The sequence below is a fragment of the Azospirillum melinis genome (assembly GCF_013340935.1).
In the GTDB taxonomy this organism is placed as follows: Bacteria; Pseudomonadota; Alphaproteobacteria; order Azospirillales; family Azospirillaceae; genus Azospirillum; species Azospirillum melinis.
The window spans coordinates 1-14,172 of sequence record NZ_WHOS01000051.1; the positions used below are offsets into that span (position 1 = coordinate 1).

A 14,172-nucleotide genomic window follows, 5' to 3' on the forward strand; every position below is an offset into this window, starting at 1 on the left:
CCCGCGCCCTGCCCGCCCCCCACCCCCCGTCCAGGGGGCCGCCGCCCCCCCCGCCCCCCGGCCTCCCCCCCCCCCCGCCGCTCCCGAGCGTGTCTTCCCCGCCCCCCCCATCGAGCGTCTCCGCCCGCCAGTCGCCCGTCAGCGCGTCGTTGCCGCCGACCTGCGCCTCGCCGGCCTCAAAGGCCTGCTCGTCGGCCGGCGACAGCCCGTCGATGTCGGCGACACCGTCGTTACGGGTTGCGGTGACGCCGATGTGGAAGACCCGCTCGGTGGCGAGTCCGCCGGCGTCGGTGACGCGGACGGTCACCGCGTGGGCGGGAGCCTGCGCATAGTCGAACTCCGCCCCGGCGGCGACGGACACCACCCCGGTCGCCGCGTCGATCACGAAGCGCCCGCCGGCATCGTCGGTCAGGCTGTAGGACAGCGTGTCGCCGTCCGGGTCGCTGCCGTGGGCGGTGCCGACGACGGTCCCGGCCGACGCATGCTCGGCAATGGCGGTCCCGTCGAGTGTCACGCCGGTCGGAGCGTCGTTGACGCCGGCCAGCGTGACGGTGACCGTCTGGCTGGTCACCCCGCCCCGGCCGTCGGCCACGTCGATGCGGAAGCTGTCGATGCCGGCATAATCGGCATCGGGCCGGTAGGTGAAGCGGCCGTCGGCCTCCAGCACCAGCCGGCCATGGCCCGGCCCGGCGCCGACGCCATAGGTCAGCGCGTCGCCGTCGGGATCGACCGCGCCGACCGACCCGGTGACCGGCATGTCCTCCGTCCCAGTCATTGCCTGATCGGCGGCGACCGGGGCCCGGTTGGGGGCGGCGACGACCATTCCGGCCAGATCGGCGACTGCCACCGGCCGGCCGTCCACCGTCACCTCGAGCGCGTTCCAGTTGTTGCCGACAAGCCGGATCGCCTGACCGGTGAAGCTCTGGCCGTCATCGCCATGGCGCCGGATGAAGTCCGCCAGTTGGACGAGGTCGGCCGCGACGGCTGCGGTCACCTGACCGGCGGTCAGCGCCACCCGCAGCCGGTCGTAGCCGGCACCACCGTCCAGCGTGTCGTTGCCCGCCTGATCCGACAGGACATGGTCCAGCAGATCGTCGCCGCCGCCAGCCCGGACGAGGTCGGTCCCGGCACCGTCGGCCAGCCGGTCGGCGCCCATCCCACCGGTCAGCGTGTCGTCGCCGTCGCCGCCGTCCAGCCAATCGCCGCTGTAATCGTCGCCCACGGTCAGCCGGTCGTTGCCCGTCCCGCCGATCAGGGTGTCGCTGCCGTATCCCCCCTCCAGCGTGTCGTTGCCGGCGCCACCGTCGAAGCGGTCGTCGCTCCAAATCCCAGCGCCGTCCGTCACCAGATCGTCGCCGTCGCCGGCAGTCACCACGTCACGCCCGCCGCCGCCGACGATGGTGTCGTTGCCGCTGCCACCGTCGATGCTGTCGTCGTTCTCCCCGCCGTCGATGCTGTCGGCGCCGTCGCCGCCCCGGATCAGGTCGTTGCCGGTCCCGCCGGAGATCACGTCGTTGCCGGCGCCGCCGTCCAGCGTGTCGTTGTTGCTGCCGCCCAGCAGCGTGTCGTTGCCGGCACCGCCGAACAGGCTGTTGTTGCCGGTTCCGCCGTCCAGCCGGTCGTCGCCGTCGCCGCCATCCAGCCAATCGTTGCCGTCGGCGCCGATCAGGGTGTCGTTGCCGGCACCGCCGCTCATCGTGTCGGCGCGCCAGTCACCGGTCAGCAGATCGTCGCCGTCGGTGGTCACGGTGCTGGTCATCGGCTTGTCCTCCGGAAATGTCGGCCCGGTTGTTCCGGGCCTCGCGGCTGGTGGGTCGGATCGGAAAAAGGGAGAGTGAACTTAGGATTTAATACTTAGGATCTTGGTCTTATCGCTCGCGCATCGCCTCGTGGACGTGGGCGAGCACCGGGGAGAGCAGGTAGTCGAGGACGCGGCGACGGCCGGTCTTCACCTCCGCCGTCACCGCCATGCCGGGCGCCAGCGCGATGTCCTCGCCGGTCTCGCCGCGGATGGCGGTGCGCTCCAGCGCGATGCGGGCGGAGAATTTGGGGCCATCCCGCTCGGCCGTGGCCACCGGTTCGGCCGCCCCGGTGCGTGCCGCCGCCCCGTCGGGCGGCAGGATCACGTCGTGCGAAACCGACAGGACCGTGCCGGGAAGCAGCCCGTAACGGGTGAAGGGGAAGGCATCGACCTTGATTTCCGCCGGCATGCCGGGATGGAGGAAGCCGATGTCCTTGTTTTCCACCTGCACTTCGACGATCAGGGTGCGGTTCGCCGGCACGATCACCATCAGCGGCTCCGCCGCCGTGACCACGCCGCCGACCGTGTGGACGGCAAGCTGCTGGATCATGCCGCCGACCGGCGCGGTCAGAAGCTGCCGCTCCCGCCGCCGCGCCGCCTTGGTCAGTTCCTGGCGCAAGGCGGCGGCACGCTTTTCGGCATCGGCGAGATCGGCCATCGCCTTGCCGTCGAACTCCGCGGTCACCCGCCGCCTCTCGTCCGCCAGCCCCTTCAGCGCCGCTTCGGCCTCGGCCTCGCGGTTCTTCGCGGCGACCGCGCCATATTCGACCTCGGCAAGCTCCTTCTCCAGCTCCAGCAGGTCGAAGCGCGGGCTGTAGCCGCGCTGGGACAGGTTCCGCTTGGCCTGCACCTGCTCCCGGATCAGCGGCAGGGTGGCGCCCAGCCGGGCCTTCTCGGCAGCCAAGGCGGCGATTTCCGCCCGGCGCTGACGTTCCTGGCTGCCGATGGCGTCGAGCGCCGCGTCGCGGGCGGTCAGCTGATTGACGAGGATTGAGCGCTGGAGCGCCACCAGGGCGGCGTCGGCGGCCGGCGGCGGGTCGAAGCTGCGCCGGTCGGCCAGCGCGGCCCGCAGGCGGGATGCCTCGGTCTCCGCCACCGCCAGTTCCCATTCGGCGCGGCCGGCGTCGGCGGCGCTGTCGGTGGGGTCGAGTTCCAGCAGGACCGCGCCCTGCTCCACCTGTTGCCCCTCGGCGACGCGGATGGTGCGGACGATGCCGGGCTCCAGCGTCTGCACCAGCTTGTTGCGGTCGCTGGGAATGAGGCGCCCACGGGTGACGGCGGTGATGTCGATGTGGCCGATCCAGGCCCAGGCGACGGCGATGACGGCGAAGGCGACGATCAGCAGCGACACCGCCCTGGCGAAGGGCGACGGCGGCGTATCCATCGCCTCCAGCGCCGCCGGCAGGAATTCCAGCTCGTGCCCGCGGCGCGGACGGGGCCGCGGCGGTGCCGGAGGAGGCGCGGATGGTGGCTGTGGCGGTGATGCGGCCGGAGCGCCGGGGACCGGCGCCGCTTCGGCTGCGCTCTCAGGCGACGCCATGATCGACCTCCGCCTGTCCGCCCGCCTGCATCCGCCACAGCGCCGCATAGCGTCCGCCGAGCCGGATCAGCTCGTCATGCGTGCCCTGCTCGGCGATCCGCCCCTCCTCCACCGTGACGATGCGGTCGCAGCCGCGCACGGTGGACAGCCGGTGGGCGACGATCAGCACCGTGCGGTTGTCGCAGATGCGGCGCATGTTGGCCTGGATCGCCGCCTCGCTCTCGACGTCCAGCGCGCTGGTCGCCTCGTCGAAGATCAGGATGCGCGGATCGGTCGCCAGCGCGCGGGCGATGGCGACGCGCTGGCGCTGTCCGCCCGACAGGCTGGCGCCGCGCTCGCCGATCACCGTGTCGTAGCCTTCCGGCAGGCCCAGGATGAAGCGGTCCGCCCCGGCCAGCCGCGCCGCCTCGACGATCCGCTCCATCGGCATGCCGGGATCGGCCAGCGCGATGTTGTCGCGGATCGACCGGTTGAACAGCACATTTTCCTGCAGGACGACGCCGATCTGCCGCCGCAGCCACGCCACGTCCACCAGCGACAGATCCACGTCGTCGATCAGCACCCGGCCGGATTCCGGGACATAGAGCCGCTGCACCAGCTTGGTCAGCGTGCTTTTCCCCGACCCCGACGAGCCGACGATGCCGACCGTCTCCCCCGCCTCCACCGTCAGGTCGATGCCCTGCAAGGTGGGCGAGGCATCAGGGCGATAGCAGAAGCCGACCCGGTCGAAGCGGATGCGTCCGCGGATGGCGGGCAACGGCAGCCGGCCGGGCTTGGCCGCCGGCTCCGGCGTGGTGTTGAGGATGTCGGCCAGCCGTTCGACGGAGACGCGGGCCTGCTGGAAATCGTTCCAGAGCTGGGCCAGCCGCAGCACCGGCGACGACACGCGGCCGGCCAGCATGTTCACCGCCACCAGCGCGCCGATGGTGAGCGCGCCGTCGATCACCTCCTGCGCACCGACATAGAGCAGGGCCGCCATGGTCAGCTTCGACACGAGCTGGACGCCCTGGCCGGCGACCACCCCCAGGCTGGACGCGCGGAAGGCGGCGCCGACATAGGCGGCCAGCCTCTCCTCCCAATGGCGGCGCATCTCCGGTTCGACCGCCATCGCCTTCAGCGTCTCGATGCCGGAGATGCTTTCGACCAGAAAGGCCTGGTTCTCCGCCCCGAGGGCGAATTTGGCCTCCAGCCGCCGCCGCAGGACCGGCGTGACGGCAAGGCTGATCGCGGCATAGACCGGCAGGGACGCCAGTACGATCCCGGTTAGGGCCGGGCTGTACCACCACATCACCGCCAGGAAGACGACCGTGAAGACCAGATCGATGACCAGGGTCAGGGCCGATCCGGTCAGGAAATCGCGGATCCGGTCCAGCTCGCGCACCCGCGCCACGTTGTCGCCGACCCGGCGCGCCTGGAAATAGGGCAGCGGCAGCGCCAGCAGATGGTCGAACAGCCGTGCGCCCAGCGTGACGTCGACCCGGCTGGTGGTGTGCGAGAACAGATAGCTGCGCAGACCGCCCAGCACCGTTTCAAACAGCGAGACCACGACGAGGCCGACGACGAGGATGTCCAGCGTGGTCAGGCTGCGGTGGGCCAGCACCTTGTCGACGACGACCTGGAAGAACAGAGGGCTGATCAGCCCGAACACCTGCAACATGAAGGAGGCGAGCAGGATTTCCGAAAACAGCCGCCGGTATTTCAGCAGTGCCGGCACGAACCAGCCGATTCCGAAACGGACCTGCGCCAGATCCAGCCCGGCCCGGCGCGCCATCAGCACCAGTTCGCCCGCCCAGGCCGGTTCGACCACCGCGCGCGGCAGGGCCAGCGGCTTCGATTCGAGCGGGTCCTGGATCAGCACCCGGTCGCCGTCGATCTTGGCGATGATGAAGTAGCGCCCGTCACGGCGCTTGGCGATGGCTGGCAACGGCGTGGCGGCCAGCCGATCCCAGCTTGTGGTGACGGATCGCGCTTTCAGGCCGAAGCGCTTTGCGGCGCGCAGGATGTCCAGCGTCTCCATTGCCCGGCCATGAACGGCATGATCGTGACGGATCTGCTCCGGATCGGCGGGATGGCCCATCAGGCGCAACATGAAGATAAGGCATGACAATCCGGTGTCCGGAGTCACGCTGTCCTCAACCAGACGCGGCATGCCTCGTTTCCTGATCTGGATACCGGCGCCCGGCCGAATCCGCGGACGCGTCATAGGGAACGGACAACTTCGGAGAGTTGGCCTATCCGTTCATCCTATCTGCGTGCTTACTCGACACCGAACGTCTTATTACGAGCGTATGAAACTTTAATACCACCAAATAGCAAAGTGGTTGTGTTGCAATCAAGATAAATTGCCACTGCGGAGACCTCTTCTACCTAAGATGATATTCCCTTAATGGTACTAAGGAAATTTTACTAAAATTGCTCACAGCGACACCCCCCCGTGCTTCCGGAAATGAGCTTTGAGCGCCGTATTGGCTCAACTTCTGATTGCATAGGCTCGCTACCCTCCGTTAGAAAATCCATTCATGACATGTTTATTTCCGCCGAGGTCCGGCAGATTTCTACACTGTTGACCACGCAACAGAATCATGTTCCCATATTTTCTAGTAGATTTATGGAGATAGGGGAGCATCGCCATGCGACAGTCAGGACGCCTCAACCGCCGTGCCTTAGCGGCGGTCGCCGCATCGGTGATGGGGCTGCTGGTGACGTCGGCCATCGCGACGCCCGCGGCCGCCGAAGGGCGCATCCGGATCGCCGAGCAATATGGCCTGGGCTATCTGCCGCTGCATGTGCTGCGCCACAACCAGCTGATCGAGAAGCACGGCAAAGCTCTTGGCCTCGACGTTACGGTGGACTGGGTCCAGCTGTCCGGCGGCGCGGCGATGAACGATGCACTGCTGTCCGGCAGCATCGATCTGGGATCCGCCGGGGTCGGGCCGCTCCTGACCATCTGGGACCGCACCAAGGGCAGCGCCAACGTCAAGGCCATCGCGTCGTTGAACGACATGCCGCTGTTCCTGACCACCAACAACCCGAAGGTCAGAACGCTGAAGGACTTCACCGATGCGGACAAGATCGCGCTGCCGGCGGTGAAGGTCGGGGTGCAGGCCCGTGTCCTGCAAATGGCGGTGGAGAAGGAGCTTGGCGCCGGCAAATTCGACGCGCTCGACAAGCTGACCGTGTCGATGCCGCATCCCGACGCCACGGCGGCCCTGCTGTCGGGCAGCGGCGGCATCACCGCCCATATCTCCAGCCCGCCCTTCCAGTACCAGCAGCTGGACGACCCGAAGATCCGCAAGGTTGTCAGCTCCTACGACGTGCTGGGCGGACCGCACAGCTTCAACCTGATCTGGAGCAAGCAATCCTTCCGCGACGAGAACCCGAAGACCTACCGGGCTTTCCTCGATGCGCTGAAGGAGGCGATGGATCTGATCAACGCCAACCATGACGCCGCGGCGGACGCTTATCTGGCCCAGAACAAGGGCAGTCTGGACAAGGCCTACATCCTGCGCCTGCTGAACGACCCTGACATCCGCTTCACCGTCACTCCCAACCGGACGGAGGCCTTCGCCGATTTCATGCACAAGGTCGGCGCGATCAAGAACAAGCCGGCCTCGTGGAAGGATTACTTCTTCGACGACCTGCATGACGGCACCGGGAGCTGACGCGATGAACGCGCTGACCTACCCGCACAGCATCGACAGCGACGGCCTGTCCGAACGGCCGCTGCTCGACGTCTCCGGCGTCACCCTGCAATACAAGACGCGCCGGCATCTCGTCACCGCCACCTATCGCGTCAATTTCCAGGTGTTCCAGTCCGAACGCTACGTCCTGCTGGGACCGTCGGGCTGCGGAAAATCCTCCCTGCTGAAGGCGGTCGGTGGCTTCCTCCAGCCGGTGGAGGGAGCGATCCGCCTGAACGGCCGCACGGTGACGAAGCCCGGCCCCGACCGCATGATGGTCTTCCAGGAATTCGACCAGCTTCCGCCCTGGAAGACGGTCAAGGAGAACGTCATGTTCCCCCTGCTCGCCAGCGGCAAGGCCAGGCGGCGGGAGGCGGAGGAAAAAGCGCTCGACTGCATCGCACGGGTGAACCTGACCAAGTTCGCCGACGTCCACCCGCACATGCTGTCGGGCGGCATGAAGCAGCGCGTCGCCATCGCCCGCGCCATGGCGATGGAACCCGACATCCTGCTGATGGACGAGCCCTTCGCCGCGCTCGACGCGCTGACCCGGCGCAAGATGCAGGAGGAACTGCTGCAACTGTGGGACGATTTGCGCTTCACCGTGCTGTTCGTCACCCATTCCATCGAGGAGGCGCTGGTCGTCGGTTCGCGCATCCTGGTGCTGTCGCCCCATCCCGGACAGGTGAAGGCGGAGGTCAACTGCGACGGCTACGACCATGGCGCCGTCGGCGGCGCCGAGTTCCAGAGCCTTGCCAACCGCATCCACACCATGCTTTTCGCCGAGGATGTCGAAGGCCCCGGCCAATCGACCGGAAAAGGACCGAGCGCATGACCGACCTGTCCTTTTCCCCGCGTCCCCTTCCCCCCAATGGCCGGCGCGAACCGCCGCTGCGCCCGGAATATGAGCGCACCGTCACCGCCACCGGCCCCATCGGCGACGTCGCCCGCCCGCTGTCCCGGTGGGAGCGGCTCGGCAACGTGACCGCGCTGCGCCGGCTGCTGGTCCTGGCGGCGGTTGCGGCGCTGTGGCAGGCGGCCGCGGTCTGGCAGAACAACCCGCTGATGTTCCCGACCTTCACCGACACCGCGGCGGCGCTGTGGGACGGCATCCGCCGCGACAATCTGCTGTCGATGGCCTGGACCTCTCTGGCGGTGCTGCTGAAGGGCTATGCGGTGGCGGTGGTGCTGGCCGTGCTGCTGACCACGGTCGCCGTCTCCACCCGCATCGGCAACGACCTGCTGTCGACGCTGACCTCGATGTTCAACCCGCTGCCGGCCATCGCCCTGCTGCCGATCGCCATGCTGTGGTTCGGGCTGGGCGAGGTCAGCCTGATCTTCGTGCTGGTCCATGCCGTGCTGTGGCCGTTGGCGCTGAACACTCATGCCGGCTTCACCTCGGTGTCGGAAACGCTGCGGATGGCCGGGCGGAACTACGGGCTGGGGAGCTTTCGCTATGTCGTCACGCTGCTGATCCCGGCGGCTTTCCCGGCGATCCTCACCGGCCTCAAGGTCGGCTGGGCCTTCGCCTGGCGGACGCTGATCGCGGCGGAGCTGGTGTTCGGCGTGTCCTCCGGCAAGGGCGGGCTCGGCTGGTTCATCTTCCAGAACCGCAACGAGCTGTACATCGACAAGGTCTTCGCCGGGCTCGTCACCGTCATCCTGATCGGCCTGCTGGTCGAGAACGTCGTCTTCCGGTGGATCGAAGTCCACACGGTCCGCAAATGGGGCATGGTCCGCTAAATGGCTTTCCAAGACATCAACCCGGTGCGCTTCGATTCCAACCTGACGGTCGAGCGTCCGACCTTCGTCACCCATCTCGAATGCGCCTACACCGGCGAGCGGTACGAGGCCGACACCATCCACAACCTGTCGCGCGCCGGCAAGCCGCTGCTGGTCCGCTACGATCTGAACGGCGTGAAGCAGGCGCTGACCAAAAGCTCGCTGTCCGAACGTCCGCAGGATCTGTGGCGCTACCGCGAGCTTCTGCCCGTCCGCAAGGTCGAGGACATCGTCAGCCTGGGCGAGGCGGTGACTCCGCTGGTGCCGCTGCCCCGGCTGGCGAAGCGGCTGGGTGCGGCCGAGCTGCTGGTGAAGGACGAGGGGCGGCTACCCACCGGCTCCTTCAAGGCGCGCGGGCTGGTGATGGCGGTGTCGATGGCGAAAGCTTTCAACATCAAGCACATGGCGATGCCGACCAACGGCAATGCCGGGGCGGCGCTGGCCGCCTACGCCACCCGCGCCGGCATCCGCACCACCATCTTCTGCCCGGCCGACACGCCGGAGGTGAACGTGTCGGAGATCGAACTGCAAGGCGCCACCGTCTACCGCGTCAACGGCCTGATCGACGATTGCGGGAAGATCGTCGGCGAGGGCAAGGCCAAGGTCGGCTGGTTCGACGTCTCCACCCTGAAGGAGCCCTACCGGATCGAGGGCAAGAAGACGATGGGGCTGGAGCTTTCCGAGCAGCTGGGCTGGGAGGTGCCGGACGTCATCTTCTATCCAACCGGCGGCGGCACCGGCCTGATCGGTATGTGGAAGGCCTTCGCCGAACTGGAGGCCATCGGCTTCATCGGATCGAAGCGCCCGCGCATGGTGGCGGTCCAGGCCGCCGGCTGCGCGCCGATGGTCCGCGCCTGGGAACAGGGAGAAGAGCATGCCCCGCGCTGGGAGGATGCCCACACCATCGCGTCCGGCATCCGCGTGCCGCAGGCGGTCGGCGACTTCCTGATCCTGCGCGCCGTGCGCGAGAGCGGCGGCTTCGCCATCGCCGTACCCGACGACGCCATCCAGGCCGCGCTGAACGAGGTGGCGCGGGAGGAAGGCTTCCTGCTCTGCCCCGAAGGAGCCGCGACCTATGCCGCTTACAAGCAGTCCCTGGCCGACGGCCGGGTCGGCAAGGAGGAGCGTGCCGTACTGTTCAACTGCGCCACCGGCCTGAAATACCCGCTGCCGCCGGTGCACCGCACGCTCGACCGCACCCAGCCCATCGACTATTCGCTCTTTGAGGAAAGCGGCCGATGAGCGAGGTGCGCTATCGCCCGGACCGGCTGGTCGCGACGCTCGACGCCATTCTCCGTCGCAGCGGCAGCTCGGCGGAGGAGGCGGCCATCGTTGCCGCCAATCTGGTGGAGGCCGACGCCCGCGGCCATGCCAGCCACGGCGTCTGCCAGATCGCCGTCTATACCCGCAGCCTTGAGCTTGGCCATCTCCAGCCCAACCGCCATGCCCGCATCGTGCGCGACGAGGCTCCCTTCCTGGTGGTGGACGGCGATGTCGGCTATGGGCAGGTGATCGCACGGGAGGCGACCGACCTCGCCATCGAACGGGCCAGGGCCGGCGGCGCCTGCATCCTGGCACTGCGCAACGCCCACCATATTGGCCGCGTCGGCTCCTATGGCGAGCAATGCATCGCCGCCGGGCTGATCGGGCTGTTCTTCGTCAATGTGGTCAGCCGTCCGCTGGCGGCGCCCCATGGCGGCGGGCGGCCGCGGCTCGGCACCAATCCGGTCTGCATCGCCGTTCCCGGCACGCCGGGCTTCGCGCCCTTCCTGCTCGATTTCGCCACCAGCGCCATCGCCGCCAACAAATGCCGGGTCGCCGCCTCGCTGGGTAAGGAGGTGGAGGACGGCCTGCTGCTCGACCCGGACGGACGGCCGACGCGCGATCCGGCCGTGATGTTCACCGAGCCGACCGGCGCCATCCTGCCCTTCGGCGGCCATAAGGGTTACGGTCTGGCGCTGGCCTGTGAAATCCTGGCGGGTGCCCTGGCCGGCGGCCTTCCCGCTTTGCCGGAGAATCTGCGGCCGGGACGGGTGGTCAACAACGCGCTGGCCTTCGTCATCGACCCCAACCGGGTGGCCGGCCCGGAATGGCAGACCCTGACCGACGCCGTGCTCGACCATGTCGCCGACACGCCTGCCGCCCCCGGCAGCGACGGCGTCAGCATTCCCGGGGAACCGGAGGCGCTGCACCGCATGGCCGCCATGGACCGCGGCATCACGCTCGACCCCGACACGGTCGCGGCGCTGCACCGCATCGGCGGCGGGCTCGGGTTGGATGTGCAGGGGTTGCTAGAGGGCTGAACGGGGGGCGGCCTCTAACCCGCCCCTTGCCCCATGCTCCGTCCCATCCGGTCAGGCGGTGATCCGGTTCCGCAGGACGCCGTCCTCCAGGAACAGCCGCACCGTCTCCGCCGCATTGCGCCGCATCTCCACCGCCGCCTGATCGGAGTGGAAGGCATTGTGCGGCGTCACCACCAGCCGTCCGGTGAGCCAGTCCTCCCGCACCCGCCATGCGTCCAGCAGCGGGTGGGGGGCCGGCGGCTCGACCGGCAGGACGTCGGTCCCGACGGCGGCAAGCCGGCCGCTGCGCAGGGCCGCCTCCAGCGGGTCCAACCCGGCGAACAGCTCGCCGCGCGCGGTGTTGACCAGGATGGCGCCGGGCTTCATCGCCGCCAGGGTGGCCTCGTTCAGCAGGCCGCGCGTCTCGCCGTTCAGCGGGCAGTGGAAGGTGACGATGTCGGACTCGGCCAGCAACTCCTCAAGCCGGCGGACGCGGCGATAGCCGACAGCCTTCTCGTGCCCGGCCGGCTGGAACGGATCGTAGCCCAGGATGCGGTGGCCGAAGCCCTTCAGCCGGTTCACCACCGCGGTGCCGATCCGCCCGACCCCGACCACCCCGACCGTCGCGGCACCGGACCGGTGCAGCGGCGTCAGCGTATTCGCCTGCCACGTCGTCGTGTAGCCTCGGGCGCGGGCATCATGCTCCCACAGCCGGCGCTGCAGCGACAGGATCATGGCGACGGCGTGGTCGGCGACCTCCTCCGTCCCGTAATCGGGGTTGTTGCAGAAGGGAATCCCGGCGGCCTCCAGCGCCGCGACATCGACCCGGTCATAGCCGACGCCGAACCGCACGACGATCCGGCAGCGCTTCAACCGCTCGACGGTGGCCGGACCGATGCGCGTGCTCCACACCAGCAGGGCATCCAGGCGGGCGAGGCGGTCCGGGTCGAGATCCTCCTCCCGCCGGCAGTCGAAAAAATCGACCTCCGCCACTCCGTCCAGCACGGCGGCCTCCAGATCGGGGGGCGGAATCATGTGGTCGGTGATCCCGACGACCAACCGCCCGGCGCGCTGCTGCCCCATCCCCATCGCTCCCGTCACTGTTCGAACCAAGTGGCCGTCACTTTCACACGCCGCGCTGAATTTACAAAGCCGATTGCCGCCTTGCGCAATAGGAAATGCCAGCCGCAGGTGGGCAAGGCTCCGGTTTCACTTGCGCGGGCGCAGGAAGAACAGCATGGCGAGACCGGACAGCAGGATCGACAGCATCACCCACCAGAAGGCGTGCGGCGAGACATGATCCTCGATGGCGCCGACCCCCGGCACCCCCGCCACATTCATGCCGAAGATGCCTGAGATCAGGGTCATCGGCGCGAAGATCACAGTCACCACCGCCAGCACATGCAGGCTGTGGTTCTGCTGGTCGGCGACACGGGCCAGAAGCTCGTCCTGCAAAACCTTGGCCCGGTCCTGCAACGCCTCGATGTCGTAGAGCACGCCGCCGAACTTCTCGACCGAATGGCCGAGGCGGGCGCGGTCGTCGTCGTCGATCCAGGGCACGTTGCCGGTGGCGAGCCGGCCCAGCGCCGCACGCTGCGGCGAGACATGGCGGCGCAGCCGGACGATCAGCTGACGCAGCTGGCCCAGCCGCTGCCGAGCGAGCTGGTAGCGCTCGGCAAGGACGGTGTCCTCCACCTTGTCCAGATCGGCTTCGGCGCGCGTCACCACCTCGCCCAGCGTATCGGCCAGCATGTCGATCAGCTCGGCCATCAGGGCGGCGGTGCTGCCGTAGCGGCCCTGGTCGTGCAGGGATTTGCGCAGCCGGTCGATCGCCTTCAGCGGATGCCGCCGGCAGCTGACGATGCGGCGTTCGTCCATGAACAGGCGCAGGGTGCCGATGTCCGACGGTTCGAAGTTGAAGTCGTAATGCATGTCGCTCAGCACGGCGAGAAAGCCGTCGTCGAACGGTTCCAGCCGCGTCCGGTCGTCATTGGCGTCCAGCAGGACCTCGCGCGCGAACTCGTCGAGCCCGCTCTTGCGGTCCAGCCAGTCGCGCGCCCGCGCCGAGGCGAGGTTGAAATGCAGCCACAGCACGCCGCCGCTGCGCTGCTGCGCTGCGTCGATCTCATCGAAGGACACCGGCACCGGCGGCGCATCGGGGGTGAGGAAATAGCCGCAGATCAGGTCGGTCCCGGTATCGAGCTTGATTGGCACTGCCATACCCGGCGAACCTTCCGTTGCCTCTTCGCCGGCTGGGTGCCGGCCGGCGGGCAGGATACGCCGGCGGACGTGCGGCGCAACCTCGTCCTTGGGCGCTTGGAGCAACTGCAACAAGACCGTCTTGAAACCGTCATCACCCTGTCGCGCGTTTGCGGCATCAACGCGCGGGCGTCACCATTCGACAGGGGCATGACCGTGAGGACCGAGACCGCCGCCGGCGCCCACGACATGGACGCCTGCGATTTTACCCGCCACACCCAGGAGCCTGTCGGCCGACTCCGGTCCGACTCGCAGCATCCCGCAATCCGCCAATCCACCGAGGCGGACGTGCCGGCCATGCTGGAGATCTACGGCTATCACATCCAGCACGGCCTCGGCCCCTTCGACATCGAGCCGCTGCACCCGGAAGAGCTGAAGCGCCGCCGCAAGGCCATGCTGAAGCGCCGTCTGCCGCATCTGGTGGCCGATCTCGGCGGCGCCATCGCCGGCTACGCCTATGCGGCCCCCTTCCGCAAGCGCCCGGCCTACCGCTACACGGTCGAACACTCGATCTACGTCCACAAGGATTTCCAGGGCCTTGGGATCGGCCGCCAACTCCTGTCGGCGCTGGTCGATGCCTGCACCGTCGCCGGCTGCCGGCAGATGATCGCCGTGGTCGACAGCGCCAACGCCCCGTCGCTGCGCCTGCATGAGTCCTGCGGCTTCGAGCAGGCCGGCGTTCTGCGCTCGGTCGGCTTCAAGTTCGGCCGCTGGACCGACAGCGTCTTCCTCCAGCGCGCGCTCGGCCCGGCCGACGGCGCGCTGCCCGACGATCATCGCGGCGGCACCGTCCAGGCCGGCGATTGACAGCCTTCTATCCCCCGGAGT

Annotated in this window: 11 protein-coding genes; 6 read left to right on the forward strand and 5 right to left on the reverse strand. The window is 68.4% G+C overall.

The window, feature by feature from the left end:
- From GBZ48_RS27225 to GBZ48_RS27235, 3 genes are all read right to left on the reverse strand, one after another.
- On the reverse strand, positions 1-1,759 hold a 1,759-nt coding region (locus tag GBZ48_RS27225; RefSeq protein WP_174473898.1), incomplete at its 3' end, for an Ig-like domain-containing protein.
- Between the two features lie 109 nt (positions 1,760-1,868).
- Positions 1,869-3,341, reverse strand: coding sequence for an HlyD family type I secretion periplasmic adaptor subunit (locus GBZ48_RS27230; protein WP_174473899.1), 1,473 nt, complete (start codon positions 3,339-3,341; stop codon positions 1,869-1,871).
- Positions 3,328-5,490, reverse strand: coding sequence for a type I secretion system permease/ATPase (locus tag GBZ48_RS27235; RefSeq protein ID WP_174473900.1), 2,163 nt, complete (start codon positions 5,488-5,490; stop codon positions 3,328-3,330). The genes GBZ48_RS27230 and GBZ48_RS27235 overlap by 14 nt, the downstream gene beginning before the upstream one ends.
- 481 nt (positions 5,491-5,971) lie before the next feature.
- Here GBZ48_RS27235 and GBZ48_RS27240 point away from each other — a divergent pair, with 481 nt between their 5' ends.
- The 5 genes from GBZ48_RS27240 to GBZ48_RS27260 are packed head-to-tail and all read left to right on the forward strand — an operon-like array spanning position 5,972 to position 11,106.
- Positions 5,972-7,003 (forward strand): ABC transporter substrate-binding protein, encoded by a 1,032-nt coding sequence (locus tag GBZ48_RS27240; RefSeq protein WP_174473901.1) that lies wholly within the window; start codon positions 5,972-5,974, stop codon positions 7,001-7,003.
- 4 nt (positions 7,004-7,007) lie between these two features.
- Entirely contained in the window at positions 7,008-7,856 is an 849-nt protein-coding gene (locus GBZ48_RS27245; RefSeq protein ID WP_174473902.1) for an ABC transporter ATP-binding protein, read from the forward strand.
- A complete protein-coding gene (locus tag GBZ48_RS27250; RefSeq protein ID WP_174473903.1) occupies positions 7,853-8,764 on the forward strand; it encodes an ABC transporter permease in 912 nt (303 codons plus the stop codon). The genes GBZ48_RS27245 and GBZ48_RS27250 overlap by 4 nt, the downstream gene beginning before the upstream one ends.
- Positions 8,765-10,045 carry a threonine synthase gene (locus GBZ48_RS27255; protein WP_211105911.1) on the forward strand — a complete coding sequence of 427 codons (1,281 nt, stop codon included), beginning with the start codon at positions 8,765-8,767 and terminating at the stop codon, positions 10,043-10,045.
- Positions 10,042-11,106, forward strand: a complete 1,065-nt coding sequence (locus GBZ48_RS27260) for a malate/lactate/ureidoglycolate dehydrogenase (protein WP_174473904.1) — start codon at positions 10,042-10,044, stop codon at positions 11,104-11,106. The genes GBZ48_RS27255 and GBZ48_RS27260 overlap by 4 nt, the downstream gene beginning before the upstream one ends.
- Before the next feature lie 51 nt (positions 11,107-11,157).
- Here the strand turns inward: GBZ48_RS27260 and GBZ48_RS27265 are convergent, their stop codons facing one another.
- Both GBZ48_RS27265 and GBZ48_RS27270 read right to left on the reverse strand, forming a co-directional pair.
- Positions 11,158-12,168 carry a C-terminal binding protein gene (locus tag GBZ48_RS27265; protein ID WP_174473905.1) on the reverse strand — a complete coding sequence of 337 codons (1,011 nt, stop codon included), beginning with the start codon at positions 12,166-12,168 and terminating at the stop codon, positions 11,158-11,160.
- Between the two features lie 126 nt (positions 12,169-12,294).
- On the reverse strand, positions 12,295-13,305 hold the full coding sequence (locus GBZ48_RS27270) for a CorA family divalent cation transporter (RefSeq protein WP_174473906.1): 1,011 nt from the start codon (positions 13,303-13,305) through the stop codon (positions 12,295-12,297).
- Positions 13,306-13,494: 189 nt separating this feature from the next.
- Between GBZ48_RS27270 and GBZ48_RS27275 the strand changes: the two genes are divergently transcribed.
- Positions 13,495-14,151, forward strand: coding sequence for a GNAT family N-acetyltransferase (locus GBZ48_RS27275; RefSeq protein ID WP_281362501.1), 657 nt, complete (start codon positions 13,495-13,497; stop codon positions 14,149-14,151).
- Positions 14,152-14,172: the final 21 nt, after the last annotated feature.

Bases quoted from the DNA above. Each gene is read 5' to 3' on its own strand.
- GBZ48_RS27250 (WP_174473903.1), top strand. From the start codon at position 7,853: ATGACCGACCTGTCCTTTTCCCCGCGTCCCCTTCCCCCCAATGGCCGG.
- GBZ48_RS27255 (WP_211105911.1), top strand. From the start codon at position 8,765: ATGGCTTTCCAAGACATCAACCCGGTGCGCTTCGATTCCAACCTGACG.
- GBZ48_RS27265 (WP_174473905.1), bottom strand. From the start codon at position 12,168: ATGGGGCAGCAGCGCGCCGGGCGGTTGGTCGTCGGGATCACCGACCAC.
- GBZ48_RS27245 (WP_174473902.1), top strand. From the start codon at position 7,008: ATGAACGCGCTGACCTACCCGCACAGCATCGACAGCGACGGCCTGTCC.
- GBZ48_RS27235 (WP_174473900.1), bottom strand. From the start codon at position 5,490: ATGCCGCGTCTGGTTGAGGACAGCGTGACTCCGGACACCGGATTGTCA.
- GBZ48_RS27270 (WP_174473906.1), bottom strand. From the start codon at position 13,305: ATGGCAGTGCCAATCAAGCTCGATACCGGGACCGACCTGATCTGCGGC.
- GBZ48_RS27260 (WP_174473904.1), top strand. From the start codon at position 10,042: ATGAGCGAGGTGCGCTATCGCCCGGACCGGCTGGTCGCGACGCTCGAC.
- GBZ48_RS27240 (WP_174473901.1), top strand. From the start codon at position 5,972: ATGCGACAGTCAGGACGCCTCAACCGCCGTGCCTTAGCGGCGGTCGCC.
- GBZ48_RS27230 (WP_174473899.1), bottom strand. From the start codon at position 3,341: ATGGCGTCGCCTGAGAGCGCAGCCGAAGCGGCGCCGGTCCCCGGCGCT.
- GBZ48_RS27275 (WP_281362501.1), top strand. From the start codon at position 13,495: ATGACCGTGAGGACCGAGACCGCCGCCGGCGCCCACGACATGGACGCC.